The sequence below is a fragment of the Escherichia sp. WS1118 genome, from assembly GCF_046487695.1.
GTDB lineage: Bacteria > Pseudomonadota > Gammaproteobacteria > Enterobacterales > Enterobacteriaceae > Escherichia > Escherichia coli.
This window is the reverse complement of record NZ_JBJQIZ010000008.1, coordinates 194,146-214,945: the sequence shown is the minus strand read 5'-3', so window position 1 is coordinate 214,945 and position 20,800 is coordinate 194,146. Positions and strand designations below refer to the sequence as shown.

Genomic DNA, 20,800 nt, shown 5'->3' with positions numbered 1-20,800 from the left:
AACGGCAGATGGCGGAACATGGTGCGCTGGCGACCCTGAAAGATCTGGCAGAAAAAGAGGTAGAGGATGCCGCTCGCCTGCTGGGTGAAATGCGTCGCGGATGTCAGCAGGCGGAAGAACAGCTCAAAATGCTGATCGATTATCAGAATGAATATCGCAATAACCTCAATAGCGATATGAGTGCCGGGATGACCAGCAACCGCTGGATCAACTATCAGCAGTTTATCCAGACGCTGGAAAAAGCCATTACTCAGCATCGCCAGCAACTTAATCAGTGGACGCAGAAAGTTGACATTGCCCTGAACAGCTGGCGAGAAAAGAAACAACGTTTGCAGGCCTGGCAGACACTGCAGGAACGGCAATCCACGGCGGCACTGCTTGCAGAAAACCGCCTCGATCAGAAAAGGATGGATGAGTTCGCCCAGCGCGCCGCCATGAGGAAACCTGAATGATTCGCTTAGCGCCCTTGATTACCGCCGACGTTGACACCACCACATTGCCTGGCGGCAAAGCCAGCGATGCTGCACAAGATTTTCTCGCGTTGTTGAGCGAAGCATTAGCAGGCGAGACAACAACCGACAAAGCGGCCCCCCAGTTGCTGGTGGCAACAGATAAGCCCACGACAAAAGGCGAACCGCTGGTCAGCGATATTGTTTCCGATGCGCAACAAGCGGATTTACTGATTCCTGTGGATGAAACACTTCCTGTCATCAACGACGAACAATCCACATCAACACCGTTAACCACCGCTCAGACGATGACGTTGGCTGCGGTGGCTGACAAAAATACGACAAAAGACGAAAAAGCGGATGACCTTAATGAAGACGTCACCGCAAGTCTGAGCGCCCTTTTTGCGATGTTGCCGGGTTTTGACAATACGCCCAAAGTGACTGATGCACCGTCAACCGTGTTACCGGCAGAGAAACCAACGCTCTTCACAAAACTGACTTCTGCGCAACTCACTACAGCACAGCCTGATGACGCCCCCGGCACACCAGCTCAGCCATTAACACCGCTGGTAGCAGAAGCCCAGAGTAAAGCGGAAGTCATCAGCACGCCTTCGCCGGTGACCGCTGACGCCAGCCCGCTAATCACTCCACACCAGACACAGCCACTGCCCACCGTCGCCGCGCCTGTTTTGAGTGCACCGCTGGGTTCTCACGAATGGCAACAATCATTAAGCCAGCATATTTCGCTGTTCACCCGCCAGGGGCAACAAAGTGCAGAGTTGCGTCTGCACCCACAGGATTTAGGTGAAGTGCAAATTTCCCTCAAAGTGGATGATAACCAGGCGCAGATCCAGATGATTTCACCGCATCAGCACGTACGCGCCGCCCTGGAAGCAGCGCTGCCGGTACTGCGTACGCAGCTGGCCGAAAGTGGCATTCAGTTAGGGCAAAGCAACATTAGTGGCGAAAGCTTTAGTGGTCAGCAGCAGGCCGCTTCCCAGCAACAGCAAAGCCAACGCACAGCAAACCATGAACCTCTGGCGGGGGAAGATGACGATACGCTTCTGGTTCCCGTCTCTTTACAAGGGCGTGTAACAGGTAACAGCGGCGTTGATATTTTCGCCTAACGTCAGAGGTAGCACCGTAATCCGCGTCTTTTCCCCGCTTTGTTGCGCTCAAGACGCAGGATAATTAGCCGATAAGCAGTAGCGACACAGGAAGACCGCAACACATGACTGATTACGCGATAAGCAAGAAAAGCAAGCGATCGCTTTGGATCCCGATTCTGGTATTCATTACCCTCGCGGCCTGTGCCAGCGCAGGTTACAGCTACTGGCATTCGCATCAGGTTGCCGCTGACGACAAAGCGCAGCAACGCGTCGTGCCCTCCCCGGTCTTCTATGCGCTGGATACCTTTACGGTCAATTTGGGCGATGCGGATCGCGTGCTTTATATCGGCATAACCCTGCGACTGAAAGATGAAGCTACCCGCTCGCGGCTGAGTGAGTATTTGCCGGAAGTCCGTAGCCGTTTGCTGTTACTGTTTTCGCGTCAGGATGCTGCCGTACTGGCGACAGAAGAAGGCAAGAAAAACCTGATTGCCGAGATTAAAACCACACTTTCCACCCCGCTTGTTGCCGGGCAACCGAAACAGGATGTCACCGACGTGCTGTATACCGCTTTTATTCTGCGATAACGACATGGGCGATAGTATTCTTTCTCAAGCTGAAATTGATGCGCTGTTGAATGGCGACAGCGAAGTCAAAGACGAACCGACAGCCAGTGTTAGCGGCGAAAGTGACATTCGTCCGTACGATCCGAATACCCAACGACGGGTTGTGCGCGAACGTTTGCAGGCGCTGGAAATCATTAATGAGCGCTTTGCTCGCCATTTTCGTATGGGGCTGTTCAACCTGCTGCGCCGTAGCCCGGATATTACCGTCGGGGCCATCCGCATTCAGCCGTACCATGAATTTGCCCGCAACCTGCCGGTGCCGACCAACCTGAACCTTATTCATCTGAAACCGCTGCGCGGCACAGGGCTGGTGGTGTTCTCGCCGAGCCTGGTGTTTATCGCCGTGGATAACCTGTTTGGCGGCGATGGACGCTTCCCGACCAAAGTGGAAGGCCGCGAGTTTACCCATACCGAACAGCGCGTCATCAACCGCATGTTGAAACTGGCGCTTGAAGGCTATAGCGACGCATGGAAGGCGATTAATCCGCTGGAAGTTGAGTACGTGCGTTCGGAAATGCAGGTGAAATTTACCAATATCACCACCTCGCCAAACGACATTGTGGTTAACACGCCGTTCCATGTGGAGATTGGCAACCTGACCGGCGAATTTAATATCTGCCTGCCATTCAGCATGATCGAGCCGCTACGGGAATTGTTGGTTAACCCGCCGCTGGAAAACTCGCGTAATGAAGATCAGAACTGGCGCGATAACCTGGTGCGCCAGGTGCAGCATTCACAGCTGGAACTGGTGGCCAACTTTGCCGATATCTCGCTACGCCTGTCGCAGATTTTAAAACTGAAACCCGGCGACGTCCTGCCGATAGAAAAACCCGATCGCATCATCGCCCATGTTGACGGCGTCCCGGTTCTGACCAGTCAGTACGGCACTCTCAACGGTCAGTATGCGTTACGGATAGAACATTTGATTAACCCGATTTTAAATTCTCTGAACGAGGAACAGCCCAAATGAGTGACATGAATAATCCGGCCGATGACAACAACGGCGCAATGGACGATCTGTGGGCTGAAGCGTTGAGCGAGCAAAAATCAACCAGCGGAAAAAGCGCTGCCGACGCGGTGTTCCAGCAATTTGGCGGTGGTGATGTCAGCGGGGCGTTGCAGGATATCGACCTGATTATGGATATTCCGGTCAAGCTGACCGTCGAGCTGGGCCGTACGCGGATGACCATCAAAGAGCTGTTGCGTCTGACGCAAGGGTCAGTCGTGGCGCTGGACGGTCTGGCGGGCGAACCGCTGGATATTCTGATCAACGGTTATTTAATCGCCCAGGGCGAAGTGGTGGTTGTTGCCGATAAATATGGCGTGCGGATCACCGATATCATTACCCCGTCCGAGCGGATGCGCCGCCTGAGCCGTTAGTGATGAATAACCATGCTACTGTGCAATCTTCCGCGCCGGTTTCTGCTGAGCCACTGCTGCAGGTGAGCGGCGCACTCATCGCCATTATTGCCCTGATCCTCGCTGCTGCCTGGCTGGTAAAACGGCTGGGATTTGCCCCTAAACGCACTGGCGTTAACGGTCTGAAAATTAGCGCCAGTGCTTCGCTGGGCGCGCGTGAACGGGTCGTGGTGGTCGATGTGGAAGATGCACGGCTGGTGCTCGGCGTTACCGCTGGGCAAATCAATCTGCTGCATAAACTTCCCCCTTCAGCACCAACGGAAGAGATACCGCAGACTGATTTTCAGTCGGTCATGAAAAATTTGCTTAAGCGTGGCGGGAGATCCTGATGCGTCGTTTGTTTTCTGTCGCACCGGTCCTTCTCTGGCTGATTACGCCCCTCGCCTTCGCGCAACTGCCGGGTATCACCAGCCAGCCGCTACCTGGCGGTGGACAAAGCTGGTCGCTCCCGGTGCAGACGCTGGTGTTCATCACCTCGTTGACGTTCATTCCAGCGATTTTACTGATGATGACCAGTTTCACCCGCATCATTATTGTTTTTGGTTTATTGCGTAACGCGCTGGGAACGCCCTCCGCGCCACCTAACCAGGTATTGCTGGGGCTGGCACTGTTTTTGACCTTTTTTATTATGTCGCCAGTGATCGACAAAATTTATGTCGATGCGTACCAGCCATTCAGCGAAGAGAAAATCTCAATGCAGGAGGCGCTGGAAAAAGGGGCGCAGCCGCTGCGTGAGTTTATGCTGCGTCAGACCCGCGAGGCAGATTTAGGGTTGTTTGCCAGACTGGCGAATACCGGCCCGTTGCAGGGGCCTGAAGCTGTGCCGATGCGTATTTTGCTCCCGGCCTACGTGACCAGCGAGTTGAAAACTGCATTTCAGATAGGCTTCACGATTTTCATCCCTTTTTTGATTATCGACCTGGTGATTGCCAGCGTGTTGATGGCATTGGGGATGATGATGGTTCCCCCTGCCACCATTGCTCTGCCCTTTAAACTGATGCTGTTTGTACTGGTGGATGGCTGGCAATTGCTGGTCGGTTCGCTGGCGCAGAGCTTTTACAGCTAGAGAGGCAAAATGACACCTGAATCGGTCATGATGATGGGGACTGAAGCGATGAAAGTCGCGCTGGCACTGGCAGCCCCGCTGTTGCTGGTGGCGCTGGTCACGGGCCTTATCATCAGTATTTTGCAGGCCGCCACACAGATTAACGAAATGACGCTGTCGTTTATTCCGAAAATCATCGCCGTATTTATCGCCATTATTATTGCCGGACCGTGGATGCTCAATCTGTTGCTGGATTACGTCCGCACCTTGTTCACTAACCTGCCGTATATCATCGGGTAGCCCGTACAATGATGCAGGTGACAAGCGATCAATGGCTTTCCTGGTTAAGCCTGTACTTCTGGCCGTTACTGCGCGTGCTGGCGCTCATTTCTACCGCGCCAATTCTGAGCGAACGCAGCGTGCCGAAACGGGTAAAACTGGGTCTGGCAATGATGATCACGTTCGCCATTGCCCCATCATTACCTGCCAACGATGTTCCTGTTTTTTCGTTCTTTGCTCTGTGGCTGGCCGTGCAGCAGATCCTGATCGGCATTGCGCTTGGTTTTACCATGCAATTTGCCTTTGCCGCTGTGCGAACCGCTGGCGAAATTATCGGTCTGCAAATGGGGCTGTCATTTGCGACATTTGTCGATCCTGGCAGCCATCTCAATATGCCCGTTTTAGCGCGCATCATGGATATGCTGGCATTACTGCTGTTCCTGACATTTAACGGTCATTTATGGTTGATTTCACTGCTGGTCGATACCTTTCACACCCTGCCGATTGGTAGCGAACCGTTGAACAGCAATGCGTTTCTGGCACTCACCAAAGCAGGGAGTTTGATTTTCCTTAACGGGCTGATGCTGGCGTTACCGCTCATTACTCTGTTGCTGACCCTGAATCTGGCATTAGGTTTACTGAATCGTATGGCTCCGCAATTATCCATTTTTGTTATTGGATTTCCATTAACTCTGACTGTCGGCATCTCTTTAATGGCGGCATTAATGCCGTTAATTGCGCCTTTTTGCGAACATTTATTCAGTGAAATTTTTAATTTGCTGGCTGATATTATTAGTGAATTACCATTAATATAATTCCGTAACGTTTATCATGCTACCCTAAGGATTATCCGAAAAATAATATCTGCGAACATCTTCCAGGATACTCCTGTAGCGAAATATTTGTTTTAAGCTCACTCACATATCGCAACATTTACTTTACTTTAAGACAATTCCAGGCAAATTATACAACACTTTACGGGATAGTAAGTCCGCCTGAAAAATTGCGAGAGTGGCGCATTAGGTGACCCATGTTGTTCCGTTTAGTCATGATGAAATATTCAGGTAAGGGGAATTATCGTTACGCATTGAGTGAGGGTATGCCATGTCAACGATTATTATGGATTTATGTAGTTACACCCGACTAGGTTTAACCGGGTATCTGTTGAGTAGAGGGGTTAAAAAAAGAGAAATCAACGACATTGAAACCGTTGATGACCTTGCCATAGCTTGTGATTCACAGCGCCCTTCAGTGGTGTTTATTAATGAGGACTGTTTCATCCACGATGCTTCTAACAGTCAGCGCATCAAGCACATCATTAATCAACATCCCAATACGTTATTTATCGTTTTTATGGCAATTGCCAATGTTCATTTTGATGAATATCTATTGGTCAGAAAAAATTTATTGATCAGTTCTAAATCGATTAAACCGGAATCTCTCGACGATATCCTTGGCGATATTCTGAAAAAAGAGACAACGATAACCTCGTTTTTAAATATGCCGACGTTATCATTGAGCCGAACCGAATCGAGTATGTTGCGAATGTGGATGGCAGGTCAGGGAACCATTCAAATCTCCGACCAAATGAATATCAAAGCCAAGACCGTTTCATCGCATAAAGGTAATATTAAACGTAAGATCAAAACGCATAATAAACAGGTTATCTACCATGTCGTCCGACTGACGGATAATGTGACTAATGGTATTTTTGTCAACATGCGCTAACACATTCTGACTGGTGGTTTCCCACCAGTCAGGCTGAATAAGATTACTCTGCTTTCTCAACAAAGATACCGTCCTGATGCCCTGCTTCATTAAAGAACCAGATGCCGAGCGGGTAGTCTTCCAGCGAAACCAGGTACATTGTGCCTTCACTAAACTCCTCAACTGCCAGTACCACGCCAGGACGACGCGGACCGCCATCCGTTTTGACTGTTACCCGATCATTCACCTTCATCGTTTTCCTCCTGTGGCTTTGTGCCAGTGTAGAACAATTTCGTTTTTCTGGCAGCGCCAGGCGCGCGCGAGTGCTGATTTTCTCGACGGTCTATACTTAAGAGATGCCAGGCGGACTTAACGACTGGCGGCAACAACAGAGTAACGGTTGCGAGGAAAGATGATGAAAACCGCAAAAGAGTACAGCGATACCGCAAAACGTGAGGTCAGCGTCGATGTCGATGCCCTGCTGGCGGCGATCAATGAAATTAGCGAAAGCGAAGTTCATCGCAGCCAGAACGATTCTGAACACGTTAGCGTCGATGGACGTGAATATCATACATGGCGTGAATTGGCGGATGCCTTCGAACTGGATATTCATGACTTCAGCGTCTCTGAAGTGAATCGTTGAATGCACAATAAAAAAATCCCGACCCTGAGGGGGTCGGGATGAAACTTGCTTAAGCAAGAAGCACTTAAAAAATTCGTTACACCAGGAAATCTGATGTGTTCATCACCTTATCTGCAATTTTTTTCGCTGACAAGAAAATATTCGCGCCATGAATGATTAACGCTACTTATGAATAGAAATGTGACGCGCGTCACCCCTTGGTGGCTCTGGTGTCAACGGGATCGCTCCCGAAAAAATCATCTTTGATTATTTGTGCTGTTTTGAGAATCATCCTGGTAAGGGGAGTACTGCGCCCATGTTTTCAATTCAACAACCACTACTGGTTTTTAGCGATCTTGATGGCACCCTGCTGGACAGTCATAGTTATGACTGGCAACCGGCAGCCCCCTGGCTCAGCCGTTTACACGAAGCCAATATTCCCGTCATTCTCTGTAGCAGTAAAACTTCAGCGGAAATGCTGTACTTGCAAAAAATGTTGGGGCTACAAGGCTTACCGCTGATTGCAGAGAATGGCGCAGTGATCCAGCTTGCTGAACAATGGCAGGATATAGACGGTTTTCCACGCATCATCTCAGGTATTAGCCATGGCGAAATCTGCCAGGTTTTAAATACGCTACGCGAGAAAGAACATTTTAAATTCACGACTTTTGATGATGTCGACGATGCAACCATTGCCGAATGGACGGGATTAAGCCGTAGCCAGGCGGCGCTGACGCAGCTGCATGAGGCGTCGGTAACGCTAATCTGGCGCGACAGTGACGAGCGTATGGCACAATTTATCGCTCGTCTGAACGAACTGGGCTTGCAGTTTATGCAGGGTGCGCGCTTCTGGCACGTACTGGATGCCTCTGTCGGAAAAGATCAGGCTGCCAACTGGATTATCGCGACCTATCAACAATTGTCAGGCAGACGCCCAACCACACTTGGCCTGGGCGATGGGCCGAACGATGCGCCTTTACTGGAGGTAATGGATTACGCGGTGATTGTGAAAGGGCTAAACCGTGAAGGGGTCCATCTGCATAATGAGGATCCGGCCCGCGTCTGGCGAACGCAGCGTGAAGGACCGGAAGGCTGGCGTGAAGGGCTGGACCATTTTTTCTCCGCCCGTTAAGCGTTATCGCTCGCGAATACCCGATTGCGCCCGGCCTGTTTTGCGAGGTAAAGCCGACGGTCGGCCAATGACTGGAGTTGTTCAAAATCATAATCACCGGTTTCCTCGCTGCTGCTTACCCCCAGCGAGGCACTAATGCGTATCGTTGTACTCTTGGCGATCAGCATCTCTTTTTCATTTAACTTCAGGCGAATACGTTCTGCGACCTCCGCAGCCTGCGTCAGATTCGCGCCTGGCAGAATCACACAAAACTCCTCACCACCGACCCGCCCGGCAATGTCCTGCGCACGCAAGGAACTGCTAATTAATCCGGCAGCATGAGAAAGAACACGGTCGCCCCCCTGATGACCAAAGCGGTCATTAATCGCTTTAAAATGGTCAAGATCGACCTGAATGACAGAAAAAGGATGTTGGTGCGTCTGACACAATTTAGCGAGCGGACAGGCTTTTTCGAACAATGCGCCACGGTTATATAAACGCGTTAAGGTGTCGTGCCACGCCTGCCACTGCAACGAGCTTTGCAGAACATACATGTTGCTGACCATCCGGCGAATCACATACCAGGAGAGGAGTAACATGCTGGTAAAGAGCGCCCACAGCAGGGTTAATGCAATGCTGATACTGCCGAAATCGCCGCGCACGCCTTCGCTTAGCGTATGGACGCGCACCAGCACACCGTCGAAATGGTCCAGACGTTCCCAGCTAACATAGCGACTGTCCATACGAATGCCGCCCCGCGTGTCATGTTCCATTGCCTGCGCCAGCAAGGCCAGTTCACGAGGATCAAAAATATTCCCTGTTGGATGGTCAGGATTTGAAGAGGTCAAAAATCTCAGCTTACTGTCATAGAGCTGATACTCACCATCGAGGTTTTTATCGATGGCGTTTCTTAAAAATTGCTGCATAGTACGCACGGGAATACTCATCCCCAGCACGCCATACCAGTAGTTATTACTGTCTACCGGAACACTGACGGTAACCTGCGGTTCAGTATTGCTGGCGTGTTCCGGTTGCGAAGTGAACCAGCGTACCGCGCGGTGACGATTTTCTCGTTGTGAATGGCCGATAAACCAGGGTTGGGTGACATAGCCGTAATAACGCGTTGGTACATTGCGCGTAAACAAGGTCGGCAGCGTCGAAACGTAAAATCCAGCACGCGAGACATACACCGCCTGTTCAACCATCGACGAGGAGTTGTGCGCCAGTCGCAGCAAGTAACCAACTTCCAGTGCAGCGGTAATTTCATTGTCGAGGCTTTCATTTTCGCGAGACAGGAGATTCCCCTCGCTGACTAATGCATCCGATACGCCATTGACTGGCAGGGTGCGCCGTCGGTTGAGTTCGATTTGCCAGGCGTGCTCGTCGCGATGCTGTTCGAACTCGGTTACGGCATTACGCAGAGAGGTGAAATCCAGTGGCGCCACGAGAGCTTCGCGCATGCCATTACGCAAAAAGATCAGTTTGTCGACGTTATACTGCAAATGCTTATCGAGCGCGTTGGCTACGTTTTCCAGATGATTACGCTGGCTGGAGATATAGGCATCTTCCAGCACCACCACTTCACGCCAGGTGAGCAAGGTGGAAAAAAGCAATACCACGATAAAGCAGAGATTAACGACATGACCGGGCCCCAGGCGGCGTGCGAGTTTTTTCAACCAGCTCTGGTTTTCCATTTTTGTCTCGTGCTGCACCCTGACGACTCCCAACCTGCTTTTTTATGATTCTGGCATAACCCGGCGATAGCGTACCGCAAAACAGCGATAATTTTATAATGGTGGCATGATAAGACGCGACTATCATTCATTGCAGGCATTGGGACACCAGGCCGGATGTGATCCGGCCTGGTGTTAATGATACCCTTTCAAACTTCTTCCGCAGAACGACTCCCCTCCCCCGGAACAAGATCGGTTTCATGAAAAGCTTCCCGCTTGACCCCGTAACCGTCATACCAACGACACTCAACCATACCGCTGGAGTATCCAGTGACAATCATCCGCGGGCCGCCCTCTTTAACCGTAACTTCCTCACTAACCATAAAGCTCATACTCGCCTCCTTTTTTCGAGTGAAACTTGTTCACCTTAGTTGAAGATGGCGAATTTTGCATAATAGCCAGTGCGAGTATTAATGTGCCTGACCGCGCATTTTCGCTACTGCTTTCACTCCCAGCACCACGATGCCGCCGATGATAAATCCAAGAATCAGATTTAAAACAGTCGGTAATATCATCGCCACCACTGCACTTTGCTGCCCGGCGATATGTTCAATAGCGTGATGCAGCGGCGCAATACCATGTACCACAATCCCGCCGCCGACGAGGAACATCGCCAGCGTGCCGACAATCGATAATGCTTTCATCAGCCAGGGCGCAATGATCAATAACCCTTTACCTAATGCCTGCATCAGCGCGCTGGATTTTTCCGCCAGCCAATACCCCAGGTCATCAATCTTAACGATAACCCCTACCAGACCGTAGACGCCCACGGTCACTACCAGCGCGATGCCTGAAAGCACCAGCACCTGATTAAGCAACGGTGCCTCTGCCACAATCCCCAGCGTAATGGCGACGATTTCCGCAGACAAAATAAAATCGGTACGAATCGCCCCTTTAATTTTGTCCTTTTCAAACTTCAGCGGATCCTGCGCCGCCAGCTTCTCCAGACGCTGCTGGCTCTGCGCTGGATCTTCTTTATGTTTACGCGCCTCCAGCATATGCAGCACTTTCTCTACCCCTTCAAAGCAGAGAAACGCGCCACCAATCATCAACAGTGGCGTAATCGCCCACGGGATAAACGCACTGATGATCAACGCCAGCGGCACCAGAATCACTTTATTGATCAGCGATCCTTTCGCCACGCCCCAGACCACGGGAAGTTCCCGGTTGGCCCGCACGCCTGAAACTTGTTGCGCATTGAGCGATAAATCATCCCCTAATACACCGGCGGTTTTCTTCGCCGCCAGTTTGCCCATCACGGAGATATCGTCCAGCAGTGTGGCGATATCATCGAGCAACGTCAGTAAACTACTCCCGGCCAAAAGCATTCCCTCTCATTTTTATTGTTGAAGGGTGTAAGTATGAAGCAAAAACGGCAGCTCTGATACTTGCTTCACAGGTCAACATTTATTTAACAATCAAGTGCAATTATATCTCTCGCCAGCAGAATGATTTTCACGTTTACTATGAACCACCTTTTTATTTCCGCCGTGAGGGATTATGCGTTTCCGCCAGTTGTTACCGCTTTTTGGCGCGCTGTTTGCGTTGTATATCATTTGGGGCTCAACCTATTTTGTCATTCGGATTGGCGTGGAAAGCTGGCCTCCGTTAATGATGGCGGGCGTTCGATTCCTGGCAGCCGGTATTTTATTGCTGGCATTTTTGCTACTGCGCGGACACAAACTTCCCCCGCTACGTCCGCTGCTCAATGCCGCGCTGATTGGCCTGTTATTGCTGGCTGTCGGTAATGGCATGGTGACGGTTGCCGAACATCAAAATGTTCCTTCCGGCATCGCCGCCGTAGTGGTTGCAACCGTGCCCCTCTTTACCCTGTGCTTCAGTCGCCTGTTTGGCATTAAAACGCGCAAACTGGAATGGGTGGGTATCGCCATTGGGCTTGCCGGAATCATCATGCTCAATAGCGGTGGAAATTTAAGCGGCAATCCGTGGGGCGCGATTCTGATTTTAATCGGCTCGATTAGCTGGGCGTTTGGCTCAGTTTATGGCTCGCGCATTACCTTACCTGTAGGGATGATGGCGGGTGCGATTGAGATGCTGGCGGCAGGCGTGGTGTTAATGATCGCGTCGATGATTGCGGGTGAAAAACTGACGGCGCTCCCTTCCCTGTCAGGCTTCCTTGCGGTCGGCTATCTGGCGCTGTTTGGTTCGATTATCGCCATTAACGCTTATATGTATTTAATCCGTAATGTCAGTCCGGCTCTAGCCACCAGCTACGCCTACGTTAACCCGGTGGTCGCGGTCTTGCTGGGTACGGGACTGGGCGGAGAGACGCTGTCGAAGATTGAATGGCTGGCGCTCGGCGTAATTGTTTTCGCGGTGGTACTGGTCACGTTGGGAAAATATCTCTTCCCGGCCAAACCCGTTGTCGCGCCAGTTATTCAGGATGCATCAAGCGAGTAAATGAATCCCCTGCGTGTCGATCTGCGCGCTGGCACCTTCGCCGCAGATCCACTCTTCCAGACGCTCGGTAAGCGCTTCATCCGTCAGCTTCTCGCGCCCACGTAACGCACACTCCCAGACAATCAGTACGCGCCAGCCGAGTGCCTGCAAGCGATTGATATCGCGGCGATCGCGCTCAACATTTTTACCTATCTTCTCCAGCCAGAACTCGGTTCGGGTCGCAGGCACTTTAAACAGATAGCAGTGATGATGATGCCAGAAGCAGCCGTGGGTAAATATCACGCAGCGATATTCATCAACGACAAAATCCGGGCGTCCGGGCAGACTGGTGTCCTGAACGCGAAACGCAAGGCCCTGCCCGGTTAACAAACTGGCGAGGCGCTTCTCAATCGCCGTATCACGCGTGGCAATCGCGCGCATATTTTTGCTGCGGGTGGCCTTATCGTGAACGTCGACCATGTTGTGCCTCTTGCTGACGCAACGCCACCGCCTGTTTGATTTTTGGCTCAAGCAGTTTTGCCACCGCGGCAAAGACCGGCACGACCACCGAGTTACCGAACTGGCGATAGGCCTGAGTGTCCGAAACCGGAATGCGGAATTTCGCTTCTCCCGGCGCTTCAAAACCCATTAAGCGCGCGCATTCACGAGGCGTTAACCGACGTGGACGATGTTGCTGATTCAGCGGATCGTCAAAGTCTTTCTCACCCGTGGCCATATCCCAACCGCGATCGATTAAAATTTCCGCGCCATCTTTGTAATAACGAGCAGACAGCGTACGGGTGACGCTTTGCGGATTGTTCGGATAAACCATTCCATAACCGAAGCCGTTACCGCGCGCCTGATGTTTTTTCGCATATCGATAGAGGTACTTCCACAGCACCGGCGTCAGGATATATTTCGCCTCAACAATCGGGTCCAGCAGCTGCGCCAGCGTCACTCGCTGTGCAGGGAAACATGCGCTGATATCACGCAGAGTAAAATCGGCTTTCAGATTCAGATCGCGACGAAAACCCACCAGCACGATGCGTTCACGGTGCTGCGGCAGGAAATGTTTACCATCGATGATTTTCGGATCGTCCGGCCCGTTATCTTCTGCATCAGCCACGTCATAGCCCAGTTCGTCCAGCGTCTGCATGATGATGCGGAACGTTTTTCCCTTATCGTGACTCTTCAGGTTTTTGACGTTTTCGAGCACAAACATCGCCGGACGACGCGCGTCGATAATGCGCACCACATCAAAGAACAGCGTGCCCTGGGTATCGCAGGCAAAACCGTGCGCCCGCCCGAGCGAGTTCTTTTTCGATACGCCAGCCAGCGAAAATGGCTGACAAGGGAAACCGGCCAGTAAAACATCGTGTTCAGGAATGTGTTGACGAATATGTTCCGCCGCCGCCTCATCACTCACGCCTTCTTGATGGCTGAGGGTGATGTCGCGGATATCCTCATTAAAATGATGCGTCGCCGGGTCGCAATAATGGTTGGCTTTATAAGTGCGTACCGCATGTTTGTTCCATTCGCTGGTAAACACGCACTGTCCACCAATCGATTCAAAACCACGACGGATGCCGCCAATTCCGGCAAATAGATCGATAAAGCGAAACGCATAATGCGGATGATGTTCCGGTGGTTTGGGTAACAACGTTTGCAGATGGGCAAACTCTTTCTCACTTAAACGGTGCCATGCCGAGTCATTCGCCAGCGCACGTTTTAAAATTGCCGCGCTCCAGTGATTCTCACCCACACCATTAAGCTGCGCCACCAGCGTTTTAACATCATAAATTTGCAGCAGTTTCTCCAGCATTGCCTGTGCGGCATTCCCGGTGCTGTATGAATCGGTTACTGATATATTTTCCTGCATAGATTTAACCGGCCATCTGAGATGGCCGACAGGTTAACATAATTACTGCCGTTTAGGGCCACGCGCTCAGCCAGCGGGTGAAAACGCATCTATCACCTTGTGATCGATACCTTCATTCTCCCCCGCCAGTTCGGCACCGAGCTTCGCCATAAACTCGACTAAAAATTGCGCGTTGTGCTGTGCCAGCTGCTTGCCTCTTGCGGTTTGCATGGTTTGCGGTAATTTCAGTAACTTTGTCTGGAAATGATCCAGCGCGTAGCGTTTATCATCAAGCGGGCGATGCTGTGCGAACGGATCTTCGCCATCAAACAGCGCCAAGCCCAATGCCCCTGAAACGGCAAATACGCGCGCCAGGCCAATCGCCCCCAGGGCTTCCAGCCGATCCGCATCCTGGACGATTTTAGCTTCCGTTGTTAAGGGGGCGATTTGCGCGCTGAAACTGTGAGCGGCAATGGCATGACAAACGGCCTCAATTTTCTCCGCCGGAAATTGCGCGAACTCTTCACGGAGCAGGCGACGCGTCTCTTCTGCCGCCAGGATTGAAGAACGCTGCCGTTGCGGATGATTTTTCGCCAGGGTCACGATATCGTGAAAATAACAGGCGGTTAAAATCACCAGCATATCGACATCGTCATCTGCCGCCAGTTTCTGTGCCGTAGCCCAGACACGGCGAAAATGACACAAGTCATGCGCCGCGTCCTGATGTTGATGATGGTTTTTCAACCAGTTATCGAACTGTGCCTGCCAGTGTTGTAACTCCATACGCGCTCCGTTGCCAAAGAGTCGCAACCTTAGCAGTTTTTATTCATAGCGTCTGCAACGTGCGGGACGAGGTCGGGTGTACCATGCAATGCCGCCTAACAAGGCACCAACCAGGGCCATAAACAGAAATCCGACCAATGCTCCTAACCACTTCCCCGCGGTAGATCCTAAATCACTTTCAAATCCCGACACGGGGGCATCGGGGATCCGGCTCATCACCCAGATGTATCGCGCCATTGCCCAGACGAAATAGCCACACCATGTATAGAAAGCCCACAAAGCCAATTTGCCGCCAGGGCTGCGAGAGAGTCTCTCTTCCATCTTTGTCGAACCGTATTCCATTTTGAGATAACCCGGAAAATTCAGACTTAGAACTATTATGTGATAAAAGTCACATTTTTCCACATTGGATGAGCCAGTCAAGACTCAATCATTTTTTGAACAAATAGATAAATTTTGCGCAACGGCGGTGAATACAGGAAAAATCGATTTGAACGATGTTATTTATCTTTGATTTCGGCTTTATTAATTCATTCAATCAATATATTGGTACTGATTACAATTATACCTTTTTATTTTTCTGTGTCATCATGCCTCCGTTATTAGCCTTTTATCGTCTTGTTTATATTTTTTGGGCCGGCATGATGCCGGCTTTTTTTTATGCCTTCATTAATGTGCGCGAGATCACACCAGCCGTTTAGCGCAACAATCATTGATACTCCCTATCTTTTCGATCAACTCATAACATATTGATATATATCCATAATATTCGTGAATATTTATATTCAGAATTCATAACTATGAATTATATTAAATAGATTAGAAACATTTTGAAATCTTTTAAATACATTTGTTACATGTAATCTTTAAAATAAAATGAACTTCATAGAATAGTATCCAAATGTGCTTTTTTTGGATAACAGCACTTATTGATATATTCATGAAGATTATAATCACAAGGGAATACATAATGAAAAGAAAAGTTCTGGCAATGCTGGTCCCGGCGTTATTAGTTGCTGGCGCAGCAAATGCGGCTGAAATTTATAATAAAAATGGCAATAAAGTTGAGCTATACGGCAAGATGGTTGGTGAGCGAATTCTGACCGACCGTGAAAATGGTGAAAAAGGCGATAATTCTCAAGATACCTCTTATGCCCGTGTAGGCGTGAAAGGTGAAACTCAGATCAACCCTGAACTGACTGGTTACGGTCAGTTTGAACTAGACCTGGAAGCATCAAACAGACACAACCCTGACCAAACTCGTTTGGCATATGCTGGTTTGAGTTACAAAGATTTTGGTTCATTCGACTACGGTCGTAATGTCGGTGTCGCGTATGATGCAGAAGCATTTACTGATATGTTTGTTGAGTGGGGCGGTGACTCATGGGCTGGTACTGACCTGTTCATGACCAACCGTACCAACGGTGTTGCAACCTATCGTAACACAGATTTCTTTGGCATGGTTGAAGGTCTAAATTTTGCTCTGCAATATCAGGGTAAAAATGAAGGTACAGGCAACTACAAAGCAAATGGCGATGGCCATGGTTTATCTGCAACTTACACTATTGACGGTTTCTCATTTGCTGGTGCTTATGCAAACTCTGACCGTACTGATTGGCAGTCTGGTGATGGTAAAGGCGAAAGAGCCGAAGTTTGGGCGTTGTCAACAAAATATGACGCTAACAATGTCTATGCTGCTGTGATGTACGGTGAATCTCACAACATGAATTCCGACGACGGTGATGTTGTGAACAAAACACAAAACTTCGAAGCTGTTCTGCAATATCAGTTCGACTTTGGTCTGCGTCCATCCATCGGTTACTCCTATTCTAAAGCACTGGACGTAGCAGGTTACAAAGATTCTGATCGTCTGAACTATATTGAAATCGGTACCTGGTATTACTTCAATAAGAATATGAACGTATATACCGCTTATCAGATCAACCTGCTTGATAAGAGTGATTATGTTCTCGCTCATGGACTGAACACCGACGACCAACTGGCAGTTGGTATCGTCTACCAGTTCTAATCAGCCAACGCGCCGAGGCGTGTTACTGTAAAACATAACACCAGCCTGAGTTCGTCCCTCATCGAACTCAGGCTTTTTTTATTTGCATTTCATCGCCATCTGCGGCGCACGCAATTGCCAAAGCATATCGATACAGCCCCTTACCCTGCCCCTACTGGCACAATATCCTCTACCAGCAACTCTTCCAGCCAACACCCCAAATGCATTTCTTTATAAATTTAATCTGTAACAAAACCGCTTCCCATATAGAAATATTTGCAAAAATAGTGCATGAAAAAAGCTTTTTCCCTACCAATCCGGGATATAAATATTCATCAGTACCACAACATTCCACAGCACTAAATCTCTCCCCATCGCCCCCAAACCTCTGATAATGGTCTAAAATCATTGAGGCCACTTGCGACGACGTTACTCAATAAGGAAAGTTTGGCGTGAATAATATTCAACACCAGTGCAGCATCATCATTACATACTTATGCCCGCCAACTACCGCTTTCGATATATTGACTCAATTTTTCAGCCTGGTTAAAAATAGCGACCAGCTCAGTCGCAAATATAGTGACTACCCTAACTAAGCAACAATAAGGAATACACTATGACTGTTCAAACAAGTAAAAACCCGCAGGTCGATATTGCTGAAGATAATGCGTTCTTCCCTTCAGAATATTCGCTTAGCCAATATACGAGTCCCGTCTCTGATCTTGATGGCGTGGACTATCCAAAACCGTATCGCGGTAAACATAAAATTCTGGTGATCGCCGCGGACGAACGTTATTTGCCGACCGATAACGGAAAACTGTTCTCGACCGGTAACCATCCGATTGAAACGTTGCTGCCGTTGTATCATCTCCATGCTGCAGGTTTCGAATTCGAAGTGGCGACCATTTCCGGTCTGATGACCAAGTTTGAATACTGGGCTATGCCGCACAAAGATGAAAAAGTAATGCCATTCTTTGAACAGCATAAATCGTTATTCCGTAATCCGAAGAAACTCGCGGATGTTGTCGCCAGCCTCAACGCTGATAGCGAATATGCAGCAATCTTTGTTCCTGGTGGGCATGGCGCACTTATTGGTTTACCAGAAAGCCAGGACGTGGCTGCCGCTTTACAGTGGGCAATCAAAAATGACCGTTTTGTTATCTCCCTTTGCCACGGTCCGGCGGCTTTTCTGGCACTTCGCCACAGCGATAACCCACTGAATGGTTATTCTATTTGCGCATTCCCAGACGCCGCAGACAAACAAACGCCAGATATTGGCTATATGCCGGGTCATCTCACCTGGTACTTCGGCGAAGAGTTGAAGAAAATGGGCATGAACATCATTAATGACGACATCACCGGGCGAGTACATAAGGACCGTAAACTTCTCACCGGCGACAGTCCTTTTGCAGCGAATGCGTTGGGTAAACTGGCGGCGCAGGAAATGCTGGCAGCTTACGCGAGTTAATCCCTGTTACATTGTAATGTAAGCGCATAATCAATCGCAGCCACGTTAATACTCACGACGTGGCTGCGTTTTTTCACGGTTAACTTATGGCGTACTGAAGCCCGATGTTAATTTCTTTGCGGTAACGTAATTCGGAACACGTTATGCTTACTGAGATAGTGATACGTAGCACTTCCTCCATGTAATTCGGCAATCGCTTTGACTAAAGAAAGGCCAAGTCCCTGACCTACGGAATGACGCGAATTATCTCCCCGCCAAAATCTACGGAAGAGTTTTTCAGGCTCATTAATTTTCGTTCCAGGACTGGCGATATCAATATTAAGAGAGCCGTTGGCATCAAGAAAACTGGTTATATGAATACGCGATTTTTCTGGTGAATATCGAATGGCGTTAACAATAAGATTCGATAACATTCGTTGCAGTAAAATTTTATCCGCAAAGATTTGTTGATTGCACTCGACCTTAAAACGAATCTCTTTCTCGTCTGAAAGATATTCAAGATAGTCCAAAAGATTTTCAACTTCCTTATTGAGAGAAAGCGCATCCAGTTTCACCAAAACATTGTTTTTGTCTGCCCTGGCAAGAAACAGTATATTCTCTGTTAACCGCGAAATATTTTCCAGCTCTTCAATGTTTCCGGCAATTGTTTTTTGATATTCAGCGATACTTCTGGTTTGACTGAGCGTAACCTGATTCTGACCCAGTAATGCATTAATTGGCGTTCTAAGTTCATGAGCGAGATCGTCAGCAAATTGACTAAGGCGCTCAAAATCTTTGACTAAAGCATGATGCATTTTATTCAACGCCTGCCCAAGAGGTTTTAGTTCTCTCGGTAATGCGCTAACCTCAACCGGCACTCGGCTATCGTTATAATTCAGCGCTTCCGTTACGCCACTCAACTTTTTGATCTCTCGCAACCCCGTTCTGATTAACAACGGACTTAATACTGAGCACAATATAATGGCGACAATGCAAATTATAATGCTATTAATTTTATACTGTTCAAGCATGTTATGTCTGGCTGAAGCCAATTTAGCCACAGTAACCGTTAATGATGGCGAAACTTCATCAATATTAATTCGGAAAGCATCTATCTCTGTATCATTAATAATGCTTCTGTAAATACCTGCTGCGCTGATTGTCTCACTAGCAGGTATGTTATTTAACATGTCATCACTGACATTTGTCCGGTTAACAATTTTATTGATGCCATCACCATGAATGATCAAAATATCCTGACTAACATCCATCATCCGGTTAAAGTACACAGGTAACGTATCTGGATTTACCCCATCAATTAACAACTGCTTGATCTGCGCTGTCCGGTTAATGAGTGTTGTATCATCGCGCCATTTCAACTCACTTGCCAGGCCATTATAGAGAGTCCATACAATTCCAGCGCCAGCAACAGACAGCAGAAATATAAAAAGCAAGGTTAAACGGACGGTTATAGATAATCTTTTCATTATTTTTTTACCGCTACGAATGAATAGCCCATCCCCCGGATTGTGGCGATTAGCTTTTCAGGAAAAGGATCATCAACTTTTGCGCGGAGCCTGCGAATGGCGACATCCACCGTATTGGTATCACTATCAAAGTTGATTCCCCAAATTTCACTCGCAATAACCGTTCTGGGTATAATCTCGCCAGCTCTGGAGGCCAGTAGCCAAAGTAACTGAAACTCCTTGCGCGTCAGTGTAATACTGATATTGTCCCTGCTCACACTTTGACTGACAGAGTCCATTTTTAAGCCACTGATTTCTAATGTTGAATTCAGAGCGTGATGTTGCCTTAATTGTGCCCGAACCCTTGCCAGCAACTCAGAAAATGAAAAAGGTTTTACCAGATAATCATTTGCCCCACTGTCCAACCCTCTGACTCTGTCATCGACAGAATCCCTTGCAGTAAGGCAAATAACAGGGGTTTGCTTTGCCGTTCTTAACGTTTGTAAGATCTGCCAGCCATCCATACCCGGAAGCATAATATCCAGAATGATCAATGCATAATCATCCTTCAGCGCAAGATAAAGCCCATCTCTGCCATCAGAAACGGCATCAATGACATAACCCGCTTCGGAAAGCCCCTGCGTTACCCATTCCTGGGTCCTTTGATTATCTTCAATAAGTAGAATCTTCATGAAAATAATATGCCATAAATCATATGTTATAGAAACAACCTGGTTC

The 20,800-nt window shown here is 49.0% G+C and carries 25 protein-coding genes; 15 read left to right on the top strand and 10 right to left on the bottom strand.

Annotated elements, in window-relative coordinates; genetic code table 11:
• Positions 1-8 precede the first annotated feature (8 nt).
• The 10 genes from fliJ to rcsA all read left to right on the top strand — a co-directional run bounded on the left by fliJ (position 9) and on the right by rcsA (position 6,655).
• Positions 9-452 carry a flagellar export protein FliJ gene (gene fliJ, locus ACJHYO_RS15480; protein WP_085446690.1) on the top strand — a complete coding sequence of 148 codons (444 nt, stop codon included), beginning with the start codon at positions 9-11 and terminating at the stop codon, positions 450-452.
• Complete coding sequence (locus ACJHYO_RS15475; protein ID WP_000620083.1) at positions 449-1,576, top strand: flagellar hook-length control protein FliK; 1,128 nt, start codon at positions 449-451, stop codon at positions 1,574-1,576. Before fliJ ends, ACJHYO_RS15475 begins: the two co-directional genes overlap by 4 nt.
• A gap of 104 nt (positions 1,577-1,680) precedes the next feature.
• The gene (gene fliL / locus ACJHYO_RS15470) at positions 1,681-2,145 is read left to right on the top strand and encodes a flagellar basal body-associated protein FliL (RefSeq protein ID WP_000133106.1); all 465 of its coding nucleotides are present in this window, start codon (positions 1,681-1,683) and stop codon (positions 2,143-2,145) included.
• Positions 2,146-2,149: 4 nt separating this feature from the next.
• Positions 2,150-3,154, top strand: a complete 1,005-nt coding sequence (gene fliM / locus ACJHYO_RS15465; protein ID WP_001295641.1) for a flagellar motor switch protein FliM — start codon at positions 2,150-2,152, stop codon at positions 3,152-3,154.
• Positions 3,151-3,564, top strand: coding sequence for a flagellar motor switch protein FliN (gene fliN / locus ACJHYO_RS15460; protein WP_001282088.1), 414 nt, complete (start codon positions 3,151-3,153; stop codon positions 3,562-3,564). Before fliM ends, fliN begins: the two co-directional genes overlap by 4 nt.
• Positions 3,565-3,566: 2 nt before the next feature.
• Positions 3,567-3,932 carry a flagellar biosynthetic protein FliO gene (fliO, locus tag ACJHYO_RS15455; protein WP_001298519.1) on the top strand — a complete coding sequence of 122 codons (366 nt, stop codon included), beginning with the start codon at positions 3,567-3,569 and terminating at the stop codon, positions 3,930-3,932.
• Positions 3,932-4,669, top strand: a complete 738-nt coding sequence (gene fliP / locus ACJHYO_RS15450; protein WP_001253318.1) for a flagellar type III secretion system pore protein FliP — start codon at positions 3,932-3,934, stop codon at positions 4,667-4,669. The genes fliO and fliP overlap by 1 nt, the downstream gene beginning before the upstream one ends.
• Positions 4,670-4,678: 9 nt before the next feature.
• Complete coding sequence (gene fliQ / locus ACJHYO_RS15445; RefSeq protein ID WP_000187358.1) at positions 4,679-4,948, top strand: flagellar biosynthesis protein FliQ; 270 nt, start codon at positions 4,679-4,681, stop codon at positions 4,946-4,948.
• A gap of 8 nt (positions 4,949-4,956) precedes the next feature.
• Positions 4,957-5,742, top strand: a complete 786-nt coding sequence (fliR, locus tag ACJHYO_RS15440) for a flagellar biosynthetic protein FliR (RefSeq protein WP_000983988.1) — start codon at positions 4,957-4,959, stop codon at positions 5,740-5,742.
• A 289-nt stretch (positions 5,743-6,031) separates the two neighbouring features.
• Complete coding sequence (gene rcsA / locus ACJHYO_RS15435) at positions 6,032-6,655, top strand: transcriptional regulator RcsA (protein ID WP_000103994.1); 624 nt, start codon at positions 6,032-6,034, stop codon at positions 6,653-6,655.
• Positions 6,656-6,698: 43 nt separating this feature from the next.
• On the opposite strand, the gene dsrB is transcribed toward rcsA, so the two are convergent.
• Entirely contained in the window at positions 6,699-6,887 is a 189-nt protein-coding gene (dsrB, locus tag ACJHYO_RS15430) for a protein DsrB (protein WP_000867217.1), read from the bottom strand.
• Positions 6,888-7,049: 162 nt separating this feature from the next.
• Between dsrB and yodD the strand changes: the two genes are divergently transcribed.
• Entirely contained in the window at positions 7,050-7,277 is a 228-nt protein-coding gene (gene yodD / locus ACJHYO_RS15425; protein WP_000844800.1) for a peroxide/acid resistance protein YodD, read from the top strand.
• Positions 7,278-7,572: 295 nt separating this feature from the next.
• Positions 7,573-8,388, top strand: a complete 816-nt coding sequence (locus ACJHYO_RS15420; RefSeq protein ID WP_000491485.1) for a mannosyl-3-phosphoglycerate phosphatase-related protein — start codon at positions 7,573-7,575, stop codon at positions 8,386-8,388.
• Here ACJHYO_RS15420 and dgcQ read toward each other — a convergent pair.
• The 3 genes from dgcQ to ACJHYO_RS15405 all read right to left on the bottom strand — a co-directional run bounded on the left by dgcQ (position 8,385) and on the right by ACJHYO_RS15405 (position 11,428).
• Complete coding sequence (dgcQ, locus tag ACJHYO_RS15415) at positions 8,385-10,079, bottom strand: cellulose biosynthesis regulator diguanylate cyclase DgcQ (RefSeq protein ID WP_410232504.1); 1,695 nt, start codon at positions 10,077-10,079, stop codon at positions 8,385-8,387. The two genes, ACJHYO_RS15420 and dgcQ, sit on opposite strands and share 4 nt — an antisense overlap.
• Positions 10,080-10,249: 170 nt before the next feature.
• Positions 10,250-10,432, bottom strand: coding sequence for a YodC family protein (locus ACJHYO_RS15410; protein WP_000009302.1), 183 nt, complete (start codon positions 10,430-10,432; stop codon positions 10,250-10,252).
• A 78-nt stretch (positions 10,433-10,510) separates the two neighbouring features.
• On the bottom strand, positions 10,511-11,428 hold the full coding sequence (locus ACJHYO_RS15405) for a DUF808 domain-containing protein (protein WP_000922688.1): 918 nt from the start codon (positions 11,426-11,428) through the stop codon (positions 10,511-10,513).
• Positions 11,429-11,600: 172 nt separating this feature from the next.
• Here ACJHYO_RS15405 and yedA point away from each other — a divergent pair, with 172 nt between their 5' ends.
• The gene (gene yedA / locus ACJHYO_RS15400; protein ID WP_001212226.1) at positions 11,601-12,521 is read left to right on the top strand and encodes a drug/metabolite exporter YedA; all 921 of its coding nucleotides are present in this window, start codon (positions 11,601-11,603) and stop codon (positions 12,519-12,521) included.
• On the opposite strand, the gene vsr is transcribed toward yedA, so the two are convergent.
• The 4 genes from vsr to drpB all read right to left on the bottom strand — a co-directional run bounded on the left by vsr (position 12,510) and on the right by drpB (position 15,462).
• Positions 12,510-12,980 carry a VSPR family DNA mismatch endonuclease gene (vsr, locus tag ACJHYO_RS15395; RefSeq protein ID WP_000228690.1) on the bottom strand — a complete coding sequence of 157 codons (471 nt, stop codon included), beginning with the start codon at positions 12,978-12,980 and terminating at the stop codon, positions 12,510-12,512. The two genes, yedA and vsr, sit on opposite strands and share 12 nt — an antisense overlap.
• On the bottom strand, positions 12,961-14,379 hold the full coding sequence (dcm, locus tag ACJHYO_RS15390) for a DNA-cytosine methyltransferase (protein ID WP_001157266.1): 1,419 nt from the start codon (positions 14,377-14,379) through the stop codon (positions 12,961-12,963). The genes vsr and dcm overlap by 20 nt, the downstream gene beginning before the upstream one ends.
• A 66-nt stretch (positions 14,380-14,445) precedes the next feature.
• Positions 14,446-15,141: a phosphohydrolase gene (locus tag ACJHYO_RS15385; protein WP_001296176.1), complete on the bottom strand. Its 696-nt coding sequence runs from the start codon at positions 15,139-15,141 to the stop codon at positions 14,446-14,448.
• Between the two features lie 39 nt (positions 15,142-15,180).
• Positions 15,181-15,462 carry a cell division protein DrpB gene (gene drpB / locus ACJHYO_RS15380; protein ID WP_001441990.1) on the bottom strand — a complete coding sequence of 94 codons (282 nt, stop codon included), beginning with the start codon at positions 15,460-15,462 and terminating at the stop codon, positions 15,181-15,183.
• 649 nt (positions 15,463-16,111) lie between these two features.
• On the opposite strand from drpB, the gene ACJHYO_RS15375 reads away from it, so the two are divergent.
• Positions 16,112-17,170, top strand: coding sequence for a porin (locus ACJHYO_RS15375; protein ID WP_000824389.1), 1,059 nt, complete (start codon positions 16,112-16,114; stop codon positions 17,168-17,170).
• 595 nt (positions 17,171-17,765) lie between these two features.
• Positions 17,766-18,617, top strand: a complete 852-nt coding sequence (gene hchA / locus ACJHYO_RS15370; protein ID WP_000218217.1) for a glyoxalase III HchA — start codon at positions 17,766-17,768, stop codon at positions 18,615-18,617.
• A gap of 107 nt (positions 18,618-18,724) precedes the next feature.
• Here the strand turns inward: hchA and hprS are convergent, their stop codons facing one another.
• Positions 18,725-20,083 (bottom strand): two-component system sensor histidine kinase HprS, encoded by a 1,359-nt coding sequence (gene hprS, locus ACJHYO_RS15365; RefSeq protein WP_000826708.1) that lies wholly within the window; start codon positions 20,081-20,083, stop codon positions 18,725-18,727.
• Positions 20,083-20,754, bottom strand: a complete 672-nt coding sequence (hprR, locus tag ACJHYO_RS15360; RefSeq protein WP_001347103.1) for a response regulator transcription factor HprR — start codon at positions 20,752-20,754, stop codon at positions 20,083-20,085. The genes hprS and hprR overlap by 1 nt, the downstream gene beginning before the upstream one ends.
• Positions 20,755-20,800 lie beyond the last annotated feature (46 nt).